The organism is Telmatobacter sp. DSM 110680 (genome assembly GCF_039994875.1).
In the GTDB taxonomy this organism is placed as follows: domain Bacteria; phylum Acidobacteriota; class Terriglobia; order Terriglobales; family Acidobacteriaceae; genus Telmatobacter.
In genome coordinates, this window is sequence record NZ_CP121196.1 from 1,922,274 (window position 1) to 1,941,319 (window position 19,046).

The following is a 19,046-nucleotide window of genomic DNA, read 5'->3' on the forward strand; positions in this document are numbered from 1 at the left end:
CACGGGAGGCGCGCGTGAAAATCAAGCCTCTGAGTGTTTCTGCTGTTCTCGATAAGCTGGAAGGTTCTTATGGGCCGCAGGAGCCATGCTGGCCGGTTGATCCCTACGCAGCGCTGCTCTGGTGGCACTGCGGATATCCAGCGAGCGACGCCACCTGTATGCGCGGCTGGAACGCACTCAACAAGGAAGTTGGAATTCAGCCTCGTCAGATTCTGAAGGCTACGCAGGAAAAGCTTGCTAGCGCGTTGAAGCCGGGTGGCATGGTGCCGGAACTGAGGGCGATGCGGCTGCAGCAGATCGCCGAGCGCATTGAGAATGAATTTCTCGGAGATATGCGCAACGCCTTCGTTGGTCGCATCGAAGACGTTCGAAAGAAGCTCAAAAAATTTCCGGGTATCGCCGATCCGGGTGCAGATCGCCTTTTGCTGTTCGGCGACATTGTGCCGGTTGCGGCGGTGCCTTCAAACTGTCCCCAGGTCCTCGTCCGCATTCAGCTGGGATTGGAGCGGGAGAGTTACTCGGTGACCTACCGCGAGGCACAAGCCCTTATCGAGGCCGCGATTCCTGAACAGTTTCATCCGAGGATGCGCGCCTACCTGCTGCTGAAGGAGCACGGGCAGACGCTTTGCAAACGGAGCAAGCCGAAATGCGAGGAATGCCCTATCAGCTTGCACTGCGCCTATTTCGTGGGAAAGGACCGCGGTCGTAGCCGCCCGAAGTGACATAAGCCTGCTCATTCGGATCTAGCCTGCCTGAGTCGATTTCTACTACACTTTTCGCATGGCGTTGAAATTCACAACATCCTACATCGAAGACGCGCTTTCAGTTTTTCGCCAGTACAAGCTGTTGGGCGAGCGGGCTATGCTCCAGGTTTCGGATGAGCAACTGTTCGCATCACTCGATGAGGAATCGAATTCGATTGCGATCATCGTGAAGCACATCACGGGCAATATGCGCTCGCGGTGGACGGACTTTCTGACCACGGATGGAGAAAAGCCGACCCGCAACCGTGATGGGGAATTTGTAGAACCACCCGCAACGCGTGAAGCATTGATGCGGGAATGGGAAGATGGATGGGCTTGCGTCTTTCGCGCAATCGAGCCGCTGACGGATGCAGACTTATCTCGCACGGTGACGATTCGCGGAGAAGCCCACTCGGTGATGCAGGCGATTAACAGGCAACTGTCGCATTACCCGATGCACGTAGGGCAAATTGTCCTGCTGGCCAAGCACTATGCGGGCGAGCGTTGGCAGACGCTGAGCGTTGCGCGGAACAGGTCGGCAGAGTTCAATCGCAAAGTTGCCGCCGGCGAGGCCAGCCAGCGATAGCTCACTTATAGTCTGAAAATCGAAGGCCATCCGCAAGGGATGGCCTTTTTCTGTTGGTGTTGATCTGCTTTTTATTGCGCGGTAGCGCCGCCGCGAGCTTCGGCCTTCTGAGCGAGCACCTTGTGCGCGGTATCTTCCAGGGCCTGTGCTTCGGGCAGGAAGGTAAGCGCCTTCTGGATCATGGGATCCCAATCGGCCATGACACGCAATCCCTGAAGCTGTCCGAATTGGCTGGTGATAACTTTCTCCCGGATGCTGGTCTTCAACCAATCCATGTTGTCGTTGAGGTCTTTTTCGGTGAACGGGATGTCCTGGCCGGTGAGGTACTGCTTGAACTCGTTGATAACGCCGTCGTCGACTTGAAAATTCTTATCAACCGTGCGATTCGAGAGGTAGTGGGCCGCAAAGTGGAAGAAAGTGGCTTTGTAGAGCAGCGTGTCCTGGAAGTTATTACTCTTTGGGCTTTCGACTTTCTCGTCGGGAGTGATGCCGCCACCGCCGTACACGGTGCGGCCGGAATCGGTCATCTTCACTTCGCGGTTGCTCGAGTTAGGCGCGCTCGCTCCGGCGTGATTGTAGTAGTAGTCGTACAGGGAAACGCCGGAGTAGTTGCGTTGAATCAGGCGGCCTGACGGCGTGTAGTAGTGATAAGTCGTCAAGGCTAGGCCCGTATTCTCGCTGAGGTTGTAAACCGTCTGCACAAGGCCTTTGCCGAAGGTAGTTTCGCCGACGATAAGAGCGCGGTCGTGATCCTGCAAAGCGCCGGAAACAATCTCAGCCGCCGAAGCCGTATTGCGATTCACAAGTACCACGATAGGGAAGGTCTTGCCGTCATTGCCGTGTGTCGCCGTATAGTTCTGGTCGGGATAAGCGCGGCCACGCTGCGAGACTATGGTTTGGCCCTTGGAAAGCAGGTGGTCGCAAACCTCCACGGCCTGGCTGAGCAGACCACCGGGATTGCCGCGCAGGTCGAACACAAGGCCTTTGAGATTGGGGAAGCTGTCGATAGCCTCATTCACTTCCTGGGCGGTGGTTTCCTGAAACTGGGTGAGGTGAATGTAGCCGACGCCTGGACGAATCTCGTATTTCAAATCGACCGACGGGTGCGGAATCTCATCGCGCACGAGGTCAAATGTCAGCGCCTTGTTCTGGCCTTCGCGCAGGACGGACACCTGAACATGGGTGCCTTTTGGCCCCTTAAGATTTTTCGCTACAACATCCGACGTCATGCCATCGGTCGACTTGCCGTCAATCGCCGCAATGATATCGCCGGGACGAATTCCAGCTCGGAATGAAGGTGTCCCTTCATAGGGTGTGATGACGTAGACCTTGTTGTTTTGCTGCTGAATCACCATGCCAACGCCGTAGTAATGCCCGCGCTGGTCTTCGCGCATCTTGGCGTACGCCTTGGGATCGTAGAAATTTGAGTGCGGATCGAGGACGCGCAGCATGCCGGGAATGGCACCGTCATAGATGGCCGCGTCAGCCTTGTCGCCTTGGATAGGCTCCGCGTAATTCTGTTCGACGATCGCGTAGACGTCGGTAAACGACTTCAAACTGTCGCGAATCTGGCTTTCATCCTGCGACGACTGGGCTCCCACCCTGCGCTGCAAAAATGTGCCGGCAACGGCGCACACTGCAAAAAAGACGATGAGACTAAAGAGTGCCCTGCGGGCGGGGGGAGTCATATGCGGAAGGAACCTCCGGAGTGCAACTGCGCAGGCGGCTGAGACGGACGTCGCAGGCCAAACCTGGGCTAAAGTATAGCACTGGCTTGTTTGACGATATCCGACCCTCTTCGGGTAGCCCGTTACCTTTAGAGGATGCGAGACAGGACAGTCATGGGAAGGTCTTTGCTGTAGCCCCGCAGATTGAATTGCCGTGGATCTCGGCCAACTGCGCCGTTTTTGCTGCCCAGGCATTTACAATGGCGTCTATGCCTATGGTGGGGTCCGTTTACCGCCAGTCGCGTGCCAACTTATGACTTTGAGAATCCTTCGTGCCCCCGGGGCGTATCTGCTTTCCGCAGTCCTTCTTTCTGGCTTGGCTTTAGCGCAAGCTCGACCCTCTACCCCTGCGAGTCCCTATGGGGGGTCGACAGTTGAGGAGATCGTTGCGCGTGTAGATGACCAGATCATCACCAAATCTGACTATGACCGCACGCAGTCCGACATGGATAAGGAAATGCGCCAGAAGGGTGCTTCCATGCAGGAGATTTCGGATTCCCATAAGGACTTGCTGCGGAATTTGATTGATCAGCAGCTTTGGCTCGCCAAGGGCAAAGAACTGGGTGTGACGGGCGAAACGGAATTGGTCAATCGACTCAACGAGATCCGTAAACAGTACAACCTTGCGACGATGGAAGACCTGGAGAAGGCAGCGAAGGAGCAAGGGATATCCTTTGAAGACTTCAAGGCCAATATCCGCAACCAGATCATCACTCAGCAGGTGATGCGCGATCAGGTGGGACGCAAGATTGCGCCGACCCCGGGCGAGATTCAACGGTATTTTGAAGCGCACAAGCAGGACTACGCGCAACCGGAGAGCGTGAAATTAGGTGAAATCCTGATCTCGACCGGTGCGCAAGGCGATGATCCGCAAAAGCTTGCCGACGCCAAGGCCAAGGCCGACGATATCGAAGCCCGGTTGCATGCGGGTGGTGACTTCAGTCAGTTGGCGCGCAGCTTCAGCGAAGGCACCACTGCGGCAGAGGGTGGCGACCTAGGGCAATATAAGCGCGGCCAGCTAGACCCGCTATTCGAGCAGAAGACCTTCGGCCTGAAAACGGGCGAGGTAACTGAACCGATCCGCACCAAGCAGGGCTACGTGATTCTCAAGGTCGTTCAGCATGTGCCGGGAGGTGTCCCGCAATTGAAGGACGTTGAAAACGACGTCGAGCAGAATTATTTTGAGGCCAAAGCTGGTCCGGCCATGCGGGAATACCTTGCGCAGTTGCGGGACGAGTCAGCCATTTACATCAAGCCCGGCTACGAAGACAGCGCGGCAACCGCTACTGAGAAGCACCCCGCCGTTACCTTCAGCGCTTATACCGCGCCCACCCCCAAGAAGAAGAAAAAGGTAGAACGTACCCGGTTCCGCGAGACCACGCACACTTTCAGGCAGAAATCCGCCCCGGTGCCGGCCACGGATCAAGCCACGACTGCTCCTCCAGCAAAGGCGACCAAGGCCAGCAAAAAGGCGGATAAGACCGAACAGGCAGCGATGAAGCCCGGCAAGAAGGAGAAGATTCGTTTTGGCAAGGCTCCCCAGGAGACATTGCCGCAGGCTCCATCAAGCCCGACGGAAGATGCAGGCGCGGGTGCAACTGGCCAGGTTGCCGCGAACGCAGCAGCCGAGCCGGATAATCCACTAGAAAACACATCCAAGTCTGAGAAAAAGACGCGATTTAGCGACCGTGCCAAGCTGCCTAAGCAGCCCAAGCCGAAGGGTCCGCAACTTGATCCTGAGGCACCTCCAGCGGCCGACGCAGCTGAAGTGGCCGACCGTCAGGCTCAGGCAGGTCCACTGGGCCTGGGCGGAAACCAGACGCCGAGCAAGAAGAAAAAGAAGGCCACGACTACAGGCGACAAGACACGGCTGAGCGACAAAAAGTCCGCTCCCACCGAAGACACAGGTGACAAGCCTTTGGGGAACGCCACACAGCAGGCTCCGAACGGAACTACGCCGGTACCGCCGCAGTCGGGATTGCCCACCGTACCCCCGCAGTAGATCAGAAGATTTTCAAATAGGCGGGCCTGAGATCGATGATCCCAGGCCCGTTTTGTTTTCTGCGAAGGTGCGCTCATTCACAAATGCAGAGTGCCTGATCATTCTGGGCGCTGTTTCTCAAAGATATGCGAGATCTTCGTCAGACTATAGCCATTGTTCAGGTAAAAGCGGTGCGCATCGAGCCGTGTACTGCGTGACGTTACTCGAACTGCTGCAACGCCGGCTTCCCAACTCCACAACTCGGCGCACTCACAGAGACGAAGCCCGATCCTCTGATTGCGAAATCCGTCCTTCACGACCAGCCCACCAATCAGCGCACAGGGGGCGGATTGCAGCCGATGTTCGATATTGATCTCGATCCAGCCCACGACTTCATCCCCGAGATTCGCTACGAATGCAGCTTGGGAGGAAATACGATCTTTGAGCGAGTGTATCCAATGCACGATTTCATCAACCGAGCGGTCATAGCCAAGTTGCCTGGTGAGAATGCAAACCTCCGCCGAATCGCGCAGTTCGATCGGACGGATCATGAGTCGAGGCTGGGTAGGGGTAATGCGATCAGTCACGCTTACTATTTTCCAGCCTCAGGGCTGATTTTTGAAGCGTTCTGCTCATTGCTGTATGCTTTCCCGCAGCATGAAGGACATCTTTATCGCCGACCTGGCAACCTTTGAAGACAGTAAAATCTTCGACGCATTTTTTCTCGTTTTGCATAAGCAGATACGAACAACCAAGACCAACAAGCCTTACTTGAACCTCATCCTGGGAGACAAGACTGGGCAGGTTGAAGGCCGCATATGGGATCCCGGGGACTCGCGCATCACGAAAGAGTTTGAACGCGGGGACATCGTTAAAGTGCGCGGCTGCGTGTCGCGCTTCGATGATCGGCTGCAGATGAAGGTCGAATATTTGCGCAAGGCCCTCGCTGGTGAGGTCGAAAAGACCGATATGCTGCCATGCACGACTTGCGACGTTGACGAGCTATGGCAGAAACTCCTCGGATTCGTAGAGAGCTTCACCGATTCTCATTTAAAGCAGTTGCTGAACACCCTGCTTGCAGATTCAGGCTTGGCGCAGGCGTACAGGGAAGCACCAGCGGCGAAACAACTTCATCACGCGTGGCTGGGTGGATTGCTGGAGCATGTGGTGAGTTTGCTTACCCTGGCTGATCGCGTGGCACCCCACTATCCGATCCTGTATCGCGATTTACTGCTTACGGGCGTTGTTCTGCACGACATCGGAAAGGTGAGGGAACTGGCGTGGGACATTGGATTTGAATACACGGTAGAGGGCACTCTGCTCGGACACATCGAGATGGGCCTTGAACTGGTGAGCAAGACGATCGACGGCCTTCCGGATTTTCCGCCACGGCTGAGAACGCTCGTTCTTCACATGATTCTGTCGCACCACGGAAAGCTGGAGTTCGGATCGCCCAAGCTGCCCATGATTCCGGAGGCGCTGGTTTTGAACTTCATTGACGATCTGGATGCCAAGATGCAGGCTGTCGCTAGCGAGTTCGAGAAGTCGACCCGCGAGGGTAAGGGCGCCGATGAGCTGACCGGCAGAATCTGGGCGCTCGATCAACGGCAGATGTTGAACACGCGTGAGTGGCTGAAAGCAGACGCGAAGCCGGAACCTGGAAAGTTATTTTAAAAACCAATCCCACTGGTCTTCGGTGAGCGGGACGACTGACAGCCTTCCAATCACGAGTAGAGGCGACCCGGTAAAGATCGGCTCCGCTTTGATCTCGGCAAGGGTCTTCGGGTGTTTGAGACGCTTGCCAACTTTGACGCGCACAACGGGAACCTTGGGGTCGGTGGCATCGACGCTGCTGACCGTGCCCGTCCCGACAGCCGTGCGCTCATCGCCCGTGTGATAGAAGATCCACTTCGTCCCGGCTTTCATTTCGCGCAGATGCTTTACCGCGGCAGGGGCGGTGACGCCGTCCCACGTGGTTTCTTGATCTCGTAGAAAGTCGTCGAAGGAGTAAACCTCCGGTTCGGTCTTGAAGAGGAAGTAGGCGGCCATGGGGTCATCGTATGCGATGACGCAACGCCTAGGGAATAGGGATTTGTGGCGACAGGCTGCATAGGGCGACTACGCCCGCCCATTGACAACCAGATTCGAGAAAGTCTGGGTGGCCGGATCGTAGATAGCGTTCCAATAACACTTTCCACCGTCTCGAACGATGATGAGGTGCTTGCGCCAGTCTTCCTCTGGCTTAATGCTGCACAGCGCATTCACAAAAATGGTGTTCTTGCCGTTGACCTCGACCGCGAGGTACTGGCGGAAATACTGACCGGGGTCGTCGATGTGCCGGTTTAGATCCGGTTCCCTATTGCTCGAGGATGCGACCTGGGGAAGAGCCGCCTCAAGGTCGTTGATATCGCCTACGGTTGGTTCCCAATTCTCCAAACGCGGCTTTGAATCTGCAAAGTGATCGGCATATGTAGCAATCTCTGTTGCGGGGAGGAGAACGAAGTTGGGTCTGTGTTTCGGTGCCGCCTGCGTGACCTGCGGCTGATCTGAGTGGCTGCGTGTCCGTAGATGCCAGACCTCGATTGCCAGCGCGACGCAAAACAAAAACAAGAGAACAATCTTCCACTTCCCGGTCTGCATAGGCCGTACCCCCGCACTTCCTGACGAATGCATTATCGCTTGCCGGGTTCGCCATGATTTGAGATAAATGCTCTGCGCCCACGGCTCGTTCCCATTACAATCTAAAGAACATGATCCGATTCTCAACTGCGGGCGAATCACACGGGGAGGCGCTGATTGCGCTTATCTCTGGGCTGCCTGCCGGCCTGCCGGTCGACCTGGAATTCATCAATCGCGAGCTCTGGCGGCGTCAGCAGGGCTATGGCCGTGGCGGCCGCATGAAGATTGAGACGGACAAGGCCCATATCCTTTCTGGTGTTCGTCATGGGAAAACTATTGGTTCTCCCGTCGCGATCGAAATCGTAAATCGCGATTGGAAGAACTGGGAAGAGAAGTTGCCAGTAGAAGCAGGCGACCCGGCCAAACATCAAGCAGTCGCATCGCCTCGGCCTGGGCATGCCGACCTCGCAGGTGCGTTGAAGTATGACTTTCCCGATGCACGCTATGTACTGGAGCGTGCCTCGGCCCGCGAGTCGACAGCCCGCGTTGCCGGCGGAGCTTTCGCTAAATTGCTGCTGCGCTACCTTGGCATCGAAGTGAGCAGCCACGTGATTCGCGTAGGCCGCGTTGAACTGGAGCGTACGGCCACGTGGGATGAGATCGCGGCGGTGGCAGAGCGTCCTGAGATCGTATTGAGCTGCGTCGACGCCGATACGGAAGCAAAGATGAAAGAGGAAGTCGAGCACGCCTCGCGCACCGGAGACACTGTCGGAGGTGTATTTGAGGTCGTAGTGCATGGTGCACCGGCGGGCCTGGGAACTTATGCCAATTGGGACGAGCGCCTCGACGGGCTGCTGGCCTGGTCGGTGATGAGCTTACAAGCCGTGAAGGCCGTCGAGATTGGGCGAGGGGTGACTGCGGCTGAATCTTTCGGCTCGACTGTCCACGATGCGATCCACTACGCGAAAGAAGATGTGGGGAAGCCAACACGATTTACCCGGGAGCGGAACAACGCAGGCGGTGTAGAAGGTGGCGTTTCGAATGGGGAAGACATCGTGGTGCGCGGGTATTTGAAGCCGATTTCAACGTTGAGGAGGCCTCTAGAATCTGTCCGTTTTGACACCCGTGAGGCCACGAGCGCAAGTTATGAGCGCAGCGATATTTGCGTGGTCCCGGCAGCCGGTGTGGCGGCGGAAGCCATGGTGGCAATTACGGTAGCTGGATTGGCGCAGCAGAAGTTTGGCGGCGACTCGGCAGCGGAGATGAAACGAAATTTCCTGGGATACATCGAACAGATACGGAGCTATTAGTCGCGGAAATGATTTTGAAGATTGTGAAATATCCAGAGCCTGTGCTTTCGCAGCCCGGCGAACCGGTCACCGAGTTTGACGGCGAGTTGAAGAAACTAGTCGACGACATGTTTGAGACCATGTACGCCTCTCAGGGCATCGGTCTCGCAGCACCGCAGGTGGCCGTGGCCAAGCGGGTGACGGTGGTGGACCTTAGCCAGGGTAAGGATCCGGCGCAGAAACTGGTGCTCGTGAATCCCGAGGTCATCTTTCGCGAAGGAAAGCAATACGAAGAGGAAGGCTGCCTGAGTTTTCCTGAGATTCGTGAGAAGGTGCAGCGCGCCAACAAGGTTCGCATTCGCGCCCAGGACTTGAGGGGAAAGTGGTTTGAGATGGATGGAGAAGAACTGCTGTCGCGGGCGTTCCAGCACGAGATCGATCATCTTGACGGCATGCTGTTCATCTTTCGGATGAGTTCCCTCAAGCGCGACCTGGTGCTGCGCAAGATCCGCAAGATGCAACGCGAAGGCACCTGGTAATTCTGTGAAACTTGTTTTTTGCGGGACCCCGCGCTTTGCCGTTCCTACATTGGGGGCATTGCTTGCAGCTGGCCACGAGATCGCGCTGGTGGTTTCGCAGCCGGATCGTCCCGTGGGACGCACGCAGCAGATGACGGCTCCCCCCGTAAAGGAAACAGCTCTGGCCGCAGGGCTGAAAATCACCCAGCCCGAGAAGATCAGGAATAATCCAGAGTTTCGCGCGCAACTGAAAGGCATTGCGCCGGACGCGATCGTGGTGGTGGCTTACGGGCGCATCATCCCTCCCTGGATGCTGGCGTTGCCGCGACTCGGCTGCATCAACCTGCATGCGTCCTTGCTGCCGAAGTATCGCGGAGCTGCGCCTATCCAGTGGGCGGTCGCGATGGGCGAAACGGTTACGGGCAACACCACCATGTTGCTCGAAGAAGGTCTGGACACGGGGCCAATTCTATTGCAGCGCGAAATCGCGATTGCTCCGGAGCAGACGGCGGCGGCCCTGTTTGAAGTGCTGGCGAAAGATGGAGCTCCGCTGGTCGTTGAGACTCTGCGCGGACTGCAGCAGGCAACTGTCGAGCCAAAGCGGCAGGATGAGGCGGGCGCAACACTGGCTCCGATTCTCACTCGTGAAGATGGACGGATGGATTTTGCGGCTCGAACCGCAATTGAGCTTTGGAATCGCTGGCGGGGATTTCAGCCGTGGCCCGGAGCCTATACAAGCCTCGATGGGAAAAAACTGATCGCCCATCAAATGCGGGTGGTTGGGAAGGCTTCCCCAAGCGAGCCGGGCACTGTTGAAGTGGCGGATCACCGTCTACTGATCGCGTGCGCGCACAACTCATGGATTGAGATCACCGAATTGCAGCTAGAAGGCAAGAAGCGCATGGCTGCGTCCGATTTTCTGCGCGGAGCCGGCTTACATTCGGGAATTCGACTTGGTTAGGGCCATGAGTGAAGTTTCGCCAGCGCGCCGCATTGCCTATGGAATCCTGAAAGCCATCGAAAATGGCAAAGGCCATTCTGACGATTTGCTGCGTGGGAAAAGCGTCACAGCCCTTTCCGAATCTGACCGGCATCTGACGACGGCGCTCGTGCTTGGCGTTCTGCGTTGGCAGATCGCTCTCGATCAGCGGCTCCGGCCTTTGCTCAAACATCCCAATGCGAAGGTCGACGCTGAAGTACTGATCGCTTTGCGTCTCGGCGCTTTTCAATTGCTGCATATGGATCGGATTCCAAGGCATGCAGCAATCGACGAAAGCGTTGAGATTACGAAGCATGCGGGACACAAATTCGCTTCTGGAATGGTGAACGCGGTACTTCGGAAACTCGCTGTCTCGAGAACGTCGCAGCGAGAAGAATCCGACGCCGATGATTGGCAGCAAGCCTTACCAGCGTGGATGGTAGAGCGATGGATAGCTCATTACGGAGGTGAGGCAACCCGCGAGATCTGCCGTCACAGTCAAAGGCAGCCAGATCTTACCCTGCGCGTCACAGCAAGCGATGCCGAGGCCGAACTTATTGCAAACGGCATTTCTCTTTCACCGGGACAGCTCCTGGATGTCGCGCGGGATGTGACCTCTGGCGATGTAATGGGGATGGCCGCATTGCGGGAAGGCCGAGTTCGATTTCAGGATGAGGGATCACAACTGGTAGCGGAGTTAGCACCGCGAGGTTCTAAGATCCTCGACTGTTGCGCCGCCCCCGGCGGTAAAACGCTGATTCTTGCTGAAAGAAATCCTGATGCGAAGATCGTGGCGTGTGAATCCAGTCCGCAGCGGATCGCGCATTTACGCGAGCGGCTTGCCGCGGTGGGCGATCGCGTAGAGTGCCGGCTCACCGACGCCGCCACACTTGAAGACACATCTGTCTACGACGTAGTCCTGGTCGACGTGCCGTGCAGCGGCACAGGAACACTGGGGCGTAATCCTGAAATCCGCCATCGGCTGGTGCCGGAGGATCTTCCGCGGCAGGCAGAACGACAGCGGGCTATTCTGAGTGCAGCCTTGCGTGCGGTCCGACCGGGTGGGCACATCGTGTATTCCACATGTTCTCTGGAAGTCGAGGAAAACGAACAGGTAGTTTATGCCGTACTGGCGCAGCGCCCGGGTGCGCGGGTGATTTCGCTCGAAACGCGGATTGAGGAATTGCGGATTGAAGGCATTCTCACTCCAACTGGGTCGACCGCGCTGCTTCAATGCATCTCGCCGCGAGGTGCTCTGCACCTTTTGCCGGGAGTTCTTCAAACGGACGGATTTTTCGTCACGCTGATCAAGAAGATGGCGTGAGCAGACTCAGGACGGCTCTAATTCTGAATCATTAAGAGATCATTCGGGCGGAAGCTTGAGTTGAGCATAATCGCGACCAAGAACAGCACACAACGCTTCAATCACCAGTTCGTGATCGTCGCGCATCGGCAAACCGGAGACCGTTACACTGCCGACGACACCTGCGCCCGTCACATTGAGCGGGAATGATCCGCCATGGGTTGCATAGTCAGCGAGCGGCAAGCCCTGGCTTTCGCAGATTGTCTGGCCCTTCTGCTTTTCGCGCAGGCCAACAGCGTAAGAACTGCGATAAAACCTTGCCACTACATTGCTTTTGCGCCGCACCCACTCAGCATTGTCGGGATTCGTCTCGTCCATGGCTGCGTAGAAAAGCGGCTGTCCGAATCTTCGCACGTCGATCACGATAGGGAGACCGCGCTCAGCAGCCATCGTACGCAGGCGCGAGCCCAGATCCCACGCTATCGCGGCATCGAGTCGCGGCAGCACCAGTTCCTTTTCCTGAAGTGCAATCCTTTCCAGGTCTTCACTTAGCCCCATTGGCGTGTCCTCGTCCATGCCATCATAAAGCTCCTCAGCTTTCCGTCGCTTCTTCCACTGGATTTCTTTGGGGTACGATCCCCAGACGTTCATAGATTGGCCGCATGTCTTTGCGGATTTCCGTAAGGCGCGAGGCAAACCAGATAGCGCCGGCGATGCAGGCAACCCCGCTGATGATCACAGTGCGAGGCGCACCGATGGCATGTGCGAGCGCACCCGCCAGCAGGCTGCCAAACGGCGCCATCCCGACGAAGGCCATTGTGTAGTAGCTCATCACTCGGCCACGCATCTTTTCATCGACGAGCGTTTGAATGATGGTGTTGCTGCCCGTCAGTCCCTGCATCATGCCGAAGCCGGTGACGAGCATCATCAGCATGGATAGCCACAGAAAATGAGACAGCCCGAAGCAGATTAGTCCGATGCCGAAGACCACCGCGGTGATCGGAATCATCTTGGTCAGCCCACGGACCGAGCGTCGCATCACCATCGATAGGGCTGAAATCAACGAGCCTACGCCGACGGCTCCCATCAAAAAGCCCAATGTATGCGCACCACCATGCAGAATCTGCCCGGCAAAAATCGGCATCAGCACCATGAACGGCCAGCCCATCAAGCTCAAAAGAGCAAATAACAGCAGAATGGAGCGGATCGGCACAGAGGCGGCTACGTATGTCCAACCCTCTTTGAGCTGGACGATCATCGAAGCGGTGACGCGCTCCATCTGATTCTGCGGGATCCTCATCATCAGGAGCGAAGCAATTACCGCGATGTAGCTGATGCCATCCACGAGAAAACACCAGCCTTCATTGGTCGCGGCAATCAGCAAGCCGGCAATCGAGGGTCCGATCAGCCTCGCGGTGTTTACCATCGACGAATTGATAGCGATGGCATTGGAAAGATCGGCTCGATCTTCGACCATTTTGACCATGAAAGATTGGCGGCCGGGCATATCGAATGCATTGATAACGCCCTGCATTGCACTTAAAGCGAGTACCTCGGTGATTGTGATGAGGTGCGACAGAGTCAGCCACGCCAGGAGAAGCGATTGCACCATCGCAAGAGCCTGAGTCCACACCAACACTTTGCGGCGGTCGATGCGATCGACGATCACCCCGGCAATCGGCGCGAGCAGAAAGGTAGGTATTTGACCGGCGAAACCAACTGTACCCAAAAGAAGAGCCGAATGCGTGAGCCGGTATACGAGCCACGAAGTCGCGATGCGCGTCATCCATGTACCGATCAGAGAAATGCTCTGGCCGCCAAAGAAGAGCCGAAAATTGCGATGACGCAGGGCTCTCCAAGCATGCGAATAGTCGCGCTGCGCGGTCACTGCAAGTGTTTCTTCCCGGGTAACGCCAGGATCCTCTGCCATGAGTATCTTTGGATGTTGATTGGTCTGCGTTGGATCTATTTCGCCGCAGTGAGTTTGATCAGGGTATTTAGATCGACGCGTGCACCTGCCATGGGCTGTTGCGCAATGACTGCTCCAGGAGCAATCGGAGATTTAGGCTGCTCTGCCGCCGTGCTGACCGATGGCACAAACACTTCGGCGTAGGCTGGAGTATCCACCTTAAGGCCAATTCGGTTCAGCATTTCCTGCGCGGTGATGATCGGAATACCCGTCAGATCCGGCATCACGTAACCGTCCGGCGGCGCATTGTCCGGTGCGGCAACAAGGATGTTTACGCTTGGCTGTGCAAGTCCCTGGGAGTGCGCGGGCGGGTCCTGCGCAAGAACTGTACCTTCTTCAGCGCCTGCGTAGGGCAGCTTCGCAGTGACGCCGACTTCAAGTCCGGCGCGGCGCAGGCGCAATGCAGCTACGCGGCCCTCTGTGCCTACTGTGTCAGGAACATCGACCTTCTGGGGACCAAGGCTTTCTGCCACGCGCAAGTGCCACTCGCGGCGCACCACGGTGCCCGGTGCAGGCGATTGCGTCAAAATGTGTCCGGCAGCAACGTCGGCGGAATAGTAGCGATTGTCGACATCGAGACTGAGGCCCATACCTGCCGCCTGACTGCGCGCCTCGGCTACGGTCATCCCCTTTAGCGCGGGAATCTTAACTTCCGCGCCATGGATTGCAAAATGCATCGTAGTGATCGCCGATAGCAGGGCAGCGGCGATCAGCAACATAACTACCGACGCCATACGGAAGAAGCGGAGGAGGAAGCTGCGTTTCATGGTTCCGGCTCTCCGTCAGGGTAGACAATTTCGTACTCGATGGAGGCGGCCTTCTGCAGCATTTTTGAGACGGAGCAGTATTTGTTTTTGGAAAGTGAAACCGCATCTTCAACGGCCTTGCGGCTTAGCTTTCCACGGACGGCATAGGTGAGCTTGATATGCGTAAAAACGCGGGGCGGTGCCTCAGCCTGCGTGGCTTCCGCCGAAACTCGAAGGCCGGTAAGTTGCTGCCGTTTCTTCTGAAGAATGCTGACGACATCTACCGAGGTGCAACTGCAAAGGGCCATCAGGACCGCTTCCATCGGGCTGGGGCCATGCTTATGTGCTGAGTCCGCATCGAAGGTGATGGAGTTTCCATTCTGGGCAACTCCCTCAAATATCTCGCCTATTTTCCAATCACTGTGAGCGATCAATGCTCTGGCCCCCCTGCATATATTATCCGGCATCGATGTGCAAGGAATCAGAAAGGCTCTAGTGGAAGGCAATCTGGGCAAAACGGGTGATCAACAGGTAGGCGAACAGAATGAGGAGGGCTAGACATGTGCTGACATTGCTCGCGAGTGCAGGGCTGATGCGCCCTTCCCGAGTGTGCCTGCGAATAAATTGCAGAAAACTGAAGGCCCCAATTGCCGGAATCCACACCAGAAACGGGAGATCAAATCCGCGCAATCGATGAAAGACGGGGGAAGGTCGGAACCACAAACCCCGAATCATGAATGCTTCAGCGAGGCAGATGCAGCAAAGCGTAGCGACAAAAAGAGTCGTAGACAAATCGAATCCGCGTTTCGATTTGAGCGGAACAAAAGTCGACATGCACCAATCCTCCGGTGGTGTCTTTATAGACGGAAAAGCTTGCTTAGTGGTTGCGGTTGTAGCGGGCTCGAAGGCAGTCAGCGTGTGTTATCGGTGACTGGCTCGGGATGGATCGTGACGCGGTGAACCTCTGGACAATCCAACTTGAAACTGTCCTCCAGGGCCGTGATGATTTCGTGGACGCGATGCATCGACAGGTCGTCAGGAAGTGTGCAGTGGCAGGACAGGGTGATGTGTTCAGCGGTTCGCCCTACCAGGATCTGATGAACATCAATGATGTCGTTATAGCGAGCGGCAGAGGCACGGAGCGCTTTCTCAATTCTGCGGTCTTCCTCGACGATTTCCTCGGGCTGTTCGATGGTTGCAGGCTCACTTTCAATGTGCGTCAGAACGGAATCGATTTCGGGCGCCTCCCGCAGGATCTCGGCTTCAAGTCCGCTCACAAAACTGTGCGCCTCGAGCAGCCGCATTGTTTCATCAAGCTCCACATGCAGCTCCACATGCAGCTTGCCATGATGCGACTGCACACTGAGATCGTGCACCGCGACGTTGTTTCGTGCAGCCACGGCACGTATTCGGTCAAAGATGCTTTCCGCCCTGCCTTGCCGGGGGACTGTGTGAATGACGACATCGGCTTGAGGAAGCGCGCGGTGCACCGCTTCAGTCGCCGCGCGTACCAGTTCTCCTGTGTGTTCAAAGGTGAAGCTGCGAGGCAGGGCCAGAGTGAGATCGGCGAAGTACTTGGGCCCGGAACGCCGCACCCGCGCCTGTTCAACTGCAAGCACGCCTGGTACACGTTCTGCTTCGCGAATTACCCTCATCCGTGTCTCGGCTGGAATCTGATCCATCAGAACGCCGACTGCCTCGCGAGTGAGTTGCGTAGTGATGCGCAGAATCATGATCGAAACAAAGATGGCCGCTACCGGATCGGCGTAACGAAGCCAGTCGATATGCAGAGCGACACCAGCCCAGGTCGCAAGCAGGCCACAAAGAACCGCCAGGGACGCCCAGATGTCCGACGCAAAATGAAACGCATCTGTGGCAAGCGCGGGAGAACCGGTGTGCTCGGCTACGCGACGCAATTCCCGCGAGCGCCAGAAATCGACACAGATCGAAGTCAACAGCACCAGTACAGGCCAGATCGAGTAGCGAAGTTCGAAGGTGTTGCTCCTGATCCTTTGAATCGCCTCCCAGATGATCCATGCACAGGAGATGGCCATGAGCCCGGCTTCGAAGAAGGCGGAGAGGTTTTCGACTTTCCCATGGCCGTATGAATGGTCTTCGTCAGCCGGTTTATCCGATACACGCACTGAAAAGAAGGTGATTCCCGATCCAGCCAGGTCCAACCCCGAGTGCGCAGCATCTGACAAGACACCCAATGACCCGGAGATGAGCCCTGCCGCCAGCTTCAGCGCAGTCATACAACTGGCGGCCAGCATCGACTGCAGAGCTACGCGGCGTTTCATGGCCGAGTTCTGTGCCTGGTCAGTACCTGCCGGCTTTGAGGCTGCGAGGGTCATTGCGATTCCTAGACTACAGGCGTGCGTATCGCCGTGTACAACCCGGCGATTCCAAAGGTGTAGGGCTGCCAATCGCAATTGGAATATCCGGCATGCTGCATTAGAGCGAGCATTTCGGGCGGTGACGGAAAAGCTCCTACCGATGCGGGAAGATAGCTGTACGGTCCGTCTTTGCCGCAGATCACGCGACCAATCGCCGGCAAAACACGACGAAAATAGAGCGCATAGAGCTTGCCGATCGGGCCGCCGGGCTCGCTGAATTCAAGGATGCCGAGTTGGCCACCAGGCTTGAGCACGCGATGAAATTCGCGCAGTCCCGCTTCATAGTTGGCCAAGTTGCGAAAGCCGAATGCCGTAACAATCAAATCGAGCGATCCTGAGCGCAATGGCAGATGCAGAGCGTCCGCTTCAAGAGCGATGGCGCTGGAGCGGTTTGGTCTGTCGGCGCCAAATTTAAGGGCACCCCGTCGCAACATGCCATGCGAAAAGTCGGCTCCGAGAATAGGGCGCGCATTATGCGGGCGACGTTTGAGCAGCGCCATCGTCAGATCGCCGGTGCCGCAACATATGTCCAGAACAGCAGAATTGGGATCGGCCAGCACTGAACTGAACTGCCGAGCAGTCCTTCTCCACCAGAGTCGATCGATGTTGGCCGAAAGCACGTGATTGAGCAAATCGTAACGCGGTGCAATGGCGTCGAACATCTGCTGCACGGCTTCCGCAGCGTGCGATTCGTCCTGAGCCCCCTTCGGCTTTGCACCGGTTGTCGGCATGAGTTTACCTGCCCATCCCGAGCTTGAGTGCAGACTTATCAAGCTCTGTCAGATCTTCACAATAAAACTGCTTGAGAGTCACGCCACACGATGGGCAGTAGTTCAGCAGCATCTCCGAAACGCTCGACATCGGCGACTCAGTAAACGGCGGCAGGGCCTCGGGGTCGAGCGCTCGATTTTGCAAAACGAATACGAAACTGTCTGGATATCGCGCTGTAAACACGGCGAATTCCCGCAGTCCGGCGTTTTCATGTAATCGTCTGAATGTTTCGCAGCAAAACTTCATTCGCTCTCTCCGGACATCACGCGCGAGTTTCCTTCGCTTGCGAAAGCATGTAGCTGATTGCAGCATCAAGCTCTATCGCTACCAGATCTTCAATGACGCCCGCATCGCCAACACCGATGGGAAGAACGAATCGCCGCACACCGCCTACGTTCTTTTTGTCGCCGCCAGTGGCTGCAGCGAGCTTGCGCGCGCTGAGTTTCAGTCCGGGCAAAGGGCCATAGAGGTGAATCAGATTCTCAAGGCGTGCTGCCTGGGCACCGGTAATGCTTCTGCGACGGTGCGCAACAAACAGCGCAGCAATCATGCCCCATCCCACCGCTTCGCCATGCAGAAGAGCCTTGTAACGTGTCGCCTGTTCGATGGCGTGGCCAACGGTGTGGCCCAGGTTCAGAATCATGCGCAGTCCGTTTTCGCGTTCGTCCCGATTCACCACTCCAGCCTTCATACGAATCGATGCGGCAATCACTTTTTCCAATGCTTTCGGATTGCGGCCGAGAACTTCGTTTACGTTCTCTTCCATGAAGCGGACCAGGGAACGATCGCGAATGATGCCGGCTTTGATGCTTTCCATCAGGCCGGCGCGGAGTTCCCGATCAGGAAGCGTGCCCAGCACATCGATGTCAGCAAAGACGGCGACTGGATGATGAAAGCTGCCGACGAGGTTTTTTCCTTCCGGCAGATTTACTCCAGTTTTTCCGCCGACCGACGAATCCACCTGCGCAAGAAATGTGGTCGGGACTTGAACGTACTGGATTCCGCGCATGAAGATCGCAGCCAGAAACCCGCCAACGTCTCCCACAATCCCGCCGCCGAAAGCGATCAACAGGGAACCGCGATCGCCGCCTGCTGCAACCATCTGGCGCAGAAGCTTCTCAACGCTCTGCATGGTCTTGTGCTTCTCTCCCGGAGCTAGAAACAGCGTCACAGGGGGATCGGAGAATGACTTGAGAAATTCATTGCCCCAAAGCGCCCAGATTTCCGGCGAAGTCAGGACAAACACCCGCCGGGGCAATTTTCCAGATGCTCGTTGAATGCGAGGTACGAGCGAGCCGATCAGTCCGCTGCCGGTCACGACGTCGTATTTTGCCGAAGGTGTATCGACTCGAATGGTTTGCACGTTGCTTCCATCCTAACGGAATCAGGCGCATGGGACGGCCCCTTCAAGCCGACAAT

Annotated in this window: 21 protein-coding genes; 8 read left to right on the plus strand and 13 right to left on the minus strand. The window is 56.6% G+C overall.

Annotation, left to right across the window (positions count from 1 at the left end):
- The first annotated feature begins 14 nt into the window (after window positions 1–14).
- Together P8935_RS07965 and P8935_RS07970 are read left to right on the plus strand one after the other, a co-directional pair.
- Window positions 15–722, plus strand: coding sequence for a hypothetical protein (locus P8935_RS07965; RefSeq protein WP_348264456.1), 708 nt, complete (start codon window positions 15–17; stop codon window positions 720–722).
- Between the two features lie 58 nt (window positions 723–780).
- Window positions 781–1,329 (plus strand): DUF1572 domain-containing protein, encoded by a 549-nt coding sequence (locus P8935_RS07970; protein ID WP_348264457.1) that lies wholly within the window; start codon window positions 781–783, stop codon window positions 1,327–1,329.
- Window positions 1,330–1,400: 71 nt separating this feature from the next.
- Here the strand turns inward: P8935_RS07970 and P8935_RS07975 are convergent, their stop codons facing one another.
- The gene (locus P8935_RS07975; protein ID WP_348264458.1) at window positions 1,401–3,017 is read right to left on the minus strand and encodes a S41 family peptidase; all 1,617 of its coding nucleotides are present in this window, start codon (window positions 3,015–3,017) and stop codon (window positions 1,401–1,403) included.
- Between the two features lie 292 nt (window positions 3,018–3,309).
- On the opposite strand from P8935_RS07975, the gene P8935_RS07980 reads away from it, so the two are divergent.
- Window positions 3,310–5,058, plus strand: a complete 1,749-nt coding sequence (locus P8935_RS07980) for a peptidylprolyl isomerase (protein ID WP_348264459.1) — start codon at window positions 3,310–3,312, stop codon at window positions 5,056–5,058.
- A 98-nt stretch (window positions 5,059–5,156) separates the two neighbouring features.
- Here P8935_RS07980 and P8935_RS07985 read toward each other — a convergent pair whose 3' ends face one another.
- A complete protein-coding gene (locus P8935_RS07985) occupies window positions 5,157–5,624 on the minus strand; it encodes a GNAT family N-acetyltransferase (RefSeq protein WP_348264460.1) in 468 nt (155 codons plus the stop codon).
- Between the two features lie 55 nt (window positions 5,625–5,679).
- Between P8935_RS07985 and P8935_RS07990 the strand changes: the two genes are divergently transcribed.
- Window positions 5,680–6,711, plus strand: a complete 1,032-nt coding sequence (locus tag P8935_RS07990) for an HD domain-containing protein (protein ID WP_348264461.1) — start codon at window positions 5,680–5,682, stop codon at window positions 6,709–6,711.
- Here P8935_RS07990 and P8935_RS07995 read toward each other — a convergent pair.
- Both P8935_RS07995 and P8935_RS08000 read right to left on the minus strand, forming a co-directional pair.
- Entirely contained in the window at window positions 6,703–7,086 is a 384-nt protein-coding gene (locus P8935_RS07995) for an EVE domain-containing protein (protein WP_348264462.1), read from the minus strand. The genes P8935_RS07990 and P8935_RS07995 overlap by 9 nt on opposite strands.
- A 69-nt stretch (window positions 7,087–7,155) precedes the next feature.
- Window positions 7,156–7,677, minus strand: coding sequence for a hypothetical protein (locus P8935_RS08000; RefSeq protein WP_348264463.1), 522 nt, complete (start codon window positions 7,675–7,677; stop codon window positions 7,156–7,158).
- Between the two features lie 110 nt (window positions 7,678–7,787).
- On the opposite strand from P8935_RS08000, the gene aroC reads away from it, so the two are divergent.
- From aroC to P8935_RS08020, 4 genes are read left to right on the plus strand one after another with little or no spacing between them, the layout of a single operon-like run.
- A complete protein-coding gene (aroC, locus tag P8935_RS08005; protein ID WP_348264464.1) occupies window positions 7,788–8,966 on the plus strand; it encodes a chorismate synthase in 1,179 nt (392 codons plus the stop codon).
- An 8-nt stretch (window positions 8,967–8,974) separates the two neighbouring features.
- Window positions 8,975–9,484 carry a peptide deformylase gene (def, locus tag P8935_RS08010; RefSeq protein WP_348264465.1) on the plus strand — a complete coding sequence of 170 codons (510 nt, stop codon included), beginning with the start codon at window positions 8,975–8,977 and terminating at the stop codon, window positions 9,482–9,484.
- Window positions 9,485–9,488: 4 nt separating this feature from the next.
- Window positions 9,489–10,424 (plus strand): methionyl-tRNA formyltransferase, encoded by a 936-nt coding sequence (gene fmt, locus P8935_RS08015; protein ID WP_348264466.1) that lies wholly within the window; start codon window positions 9,489–9,491, stop codon window positions 10,422–10,424.
- A gap of 4 nt (window positions 10,425–10,428) precedes the next feature.
- The gene (locus tag P8935_RS08020; RefSeq protein ID WP_348264467.1) at window positions 10,429–11,766 is read left to right on the plus strand and encodes a transcription antitermination factor NusB; all 1,338 of its coding nucleotides are present in this window, start codon (window positions 10,429–10,431) and stop codon (window positions 11,764–11,766) included.
- A gap of 39 nt (window positions 11,767–11,805) precedes the next feature.
- On the opposite strand, the gene P8935_RS08025 is transcribed toward P8935_RS08020, so the two are convergent.
- From P8935_RS08025 to aroB, 9 genes are all read right to left on the minus strand, one after another.
- Window positions 11,806–12,321: a heme-degrading domain-containing protein gene (locus P8935_RS08025; protein WP_348264468.1), complete on the minus strand. Its 516-nt coding sequence runs from the start codon at window positions 12,319–12,321 to the stop codon at window positions 11,806–11,808.
- Between the two features lie 16 nt (window positions 12,322–12,337).
- Entirely contained in the window at window positions 12,338–13,675 is a 1,338-nt protein-coding gene (locus P8935_RS08030) for an MFS transporter (RefSeq protein WP_348264469.1), read from the minus strand.
- Window positions 13,676–13,710: 35 nt separating this feature from the next.
- Window positions 13,711–14,481 (minus strand): PASTA domain-containing protein, encoded by a 771-nt coding sequence (locus P8935_RS08035; protein WP_348264470.1) that lies wholly within the window; start codon window positions 14,479–14,481, stop codon window positions 13,711–13,713.
- A complete protein-coding gene (locus P8935_RS08040) occupies window positions 14,478–14,894 on the minus strand; it encodes an OsmC family protein (RefSeq protein WP_348264471.1) in 417 nt (138 codons plus the stop codon). The genes P8935_RS08035 and P8935_RS08040 overlap by 4 nt, the downstream gene beginning before the upstream one ends.
- Before the next feature lie 58 nt (window positions 14,895–14,952).
- Window positions 14,953–15,294, minus strand: coding sequence for a hypothetical protein (locus P8935_RS08045; protein WP_348264472.1), 342 nt, complete (start codon window positions 15,292–15,294; stop codon window positions 14,953–14,955).
- 77 nt (window positions 15,295–15,371) lie between these two features.
- Window positions 15,372–16,814 carry a cation diffusion facilitator family transporter gene (locus P8935_RS08050; protein WP_348264473.1) on the minus strand — a complete coding sequence of 481 codons (1,443 nt, stop codon included), beginning with the start codon at window positions 16,812–16,814 and terminating at the stop codon, window positions 15,372–15,374.
- An 8-nt stretch (window positions 16,815–16,822) separates the two neighbouring features.
- Complete coding sequence (locus P8935_RS08055) at window positions 16,823–17,587, minus strand: ubiquinone/menaquinone biosynthesis methyltransferase (protein ID WP_348264474.1); 765 nt, start codon at window positions 17,585–17,587, stop codon at window positions 16,823–16,825.
- Between the two features lie 4 nt (window positions 17,588–17,591).
- Complete coding sequence (locus P8935_RS08060; protein ID WP_348264475.1) at window positions 17,592–17,873, minus strand: hypothetical protein; 282 nt, start codon at window positions 17,871–17,873, stop codon at window positions 17,592–17,594.
- Between the two features lie 16 nt (window positions 17,874–17,889).
- A complete protein-coding gene (gene aroB / locus P8935_RS08065; protein ID WP_348264476.1) occupies window positions 17,890–18,990 on the minus strand; it encodes a 3-dehydroquinate synthase in 1,101 nt (366 codons plus the stop codon).
- Window positions 18,991–19,046 lie beyond the last annotated feature (56 nt).

Coding starts and splice junctions, on each gene's coding strand:
- P8935_RS07970 (WP_348264457.1), top strand. CDS start 781: ATGGCGTTGAAATTCACAACATCCTACATCGAAGACGCGCTTTCAGTT.
- P8935_RS07975 (WP_348264458.1), bottom strand. CDS start 3,017: ATGACTCCCCCCGCCCGCAGGGCACTCTTTAGTCTCATCGTCTTTTTT.
- P8935_RS07980 (WP_348264459.1), top strand. CDS start 3,310: ATGACTTTGAGAATCCTTCGTGCCCCCGGGGCGTATCTGCTTTCCGCA.
- P8935_RS07990 (WP_348264461.1), top strand. CDS start 5,680: ATGCTTTCCCGCAGCATGAAGGACATCTTTATCGCCGACCTGGCAACC.
- P8935_RS07995 (WP_348264462.1), bottom strand. CDS start 7,086: ATGGCCGCCTACTTCCTCTTCAAGACCGAACCGGAGGTTTACTCCTTC.
- P8935_RS08000 (WP_348264463.1), bottom strand. CDS start 7,677: ATGCAGACCGGGAAGTGGAAGATTGTTCTCTTGTTTTTGTTTTGCGTC.
- aroC (WP_348264464.1), top strand. CDS start 7,788: ATGATCCGATTCTCAACTGCGGGCGAATCACACGGGGAGGCGCTGATT.
- def (WP_348264465.1), top strand. CDS start 8,975: ATGATTTTGAAGATTGTGAAATATCCAGAGCCTGTGCTTTCGCAGCCC.
- P8935_RS08020 (WP_348264467.1), top strand. CDS start 10,429: ATGAGTGAAGTTTCGCCAGCGCGCCGCATTGCCTATGGAATCCTGAAA.
- P8935_RS08025 (WP_348264468.1), bottom strand. CDS start 12,321: ATGGACGAGGACACGCCAATGGGGCTAAGTGAAGACCTGGAAAGGATT.
- P8935_RS08030 (WP_348264469.1), bottom strand. CDS start 13,675: ATGGCAGAGGATCCTGGCGTTACCCGGGAAGAAACACTTGCAGTGACC.
- P8935_RS08035 (WP_348264470.1), bottom strand. CDS start 14,481: ATGAAACGCAGCTTCCTCCTCCGCTTCTTCCGTATGGCGTCGGTAGTT.
- P8935_RS08045 (WP_348264472.1), bottom strand. CDS start 15,294: ATGTCGACTTTTGTTCCGCTCAAATCGAAACGCGGATTCGATTTGTCT.
- P8935_RS08050 (WP_348264473.1), bottom strand. CDS start 16,814: ATGACCCTCGCAGCCTCAAAGCCGGCAGGTACTGACCAGGCACAGAAC.
- P8935_RS08055 (WP_348264474.1), bottom strand. CDS start 17,587: ATGCCGACAACCGGTGCAAAGCCGAAGGGGGCTCAGGACGAATCGCAC.
- P8935_RS08060 (WP_348264475.1), bottom strand. CDS start 17,873: ATGAAGTTTTGCTGCGAAACATTCAGACGATTACATGAAAACGCCGGA.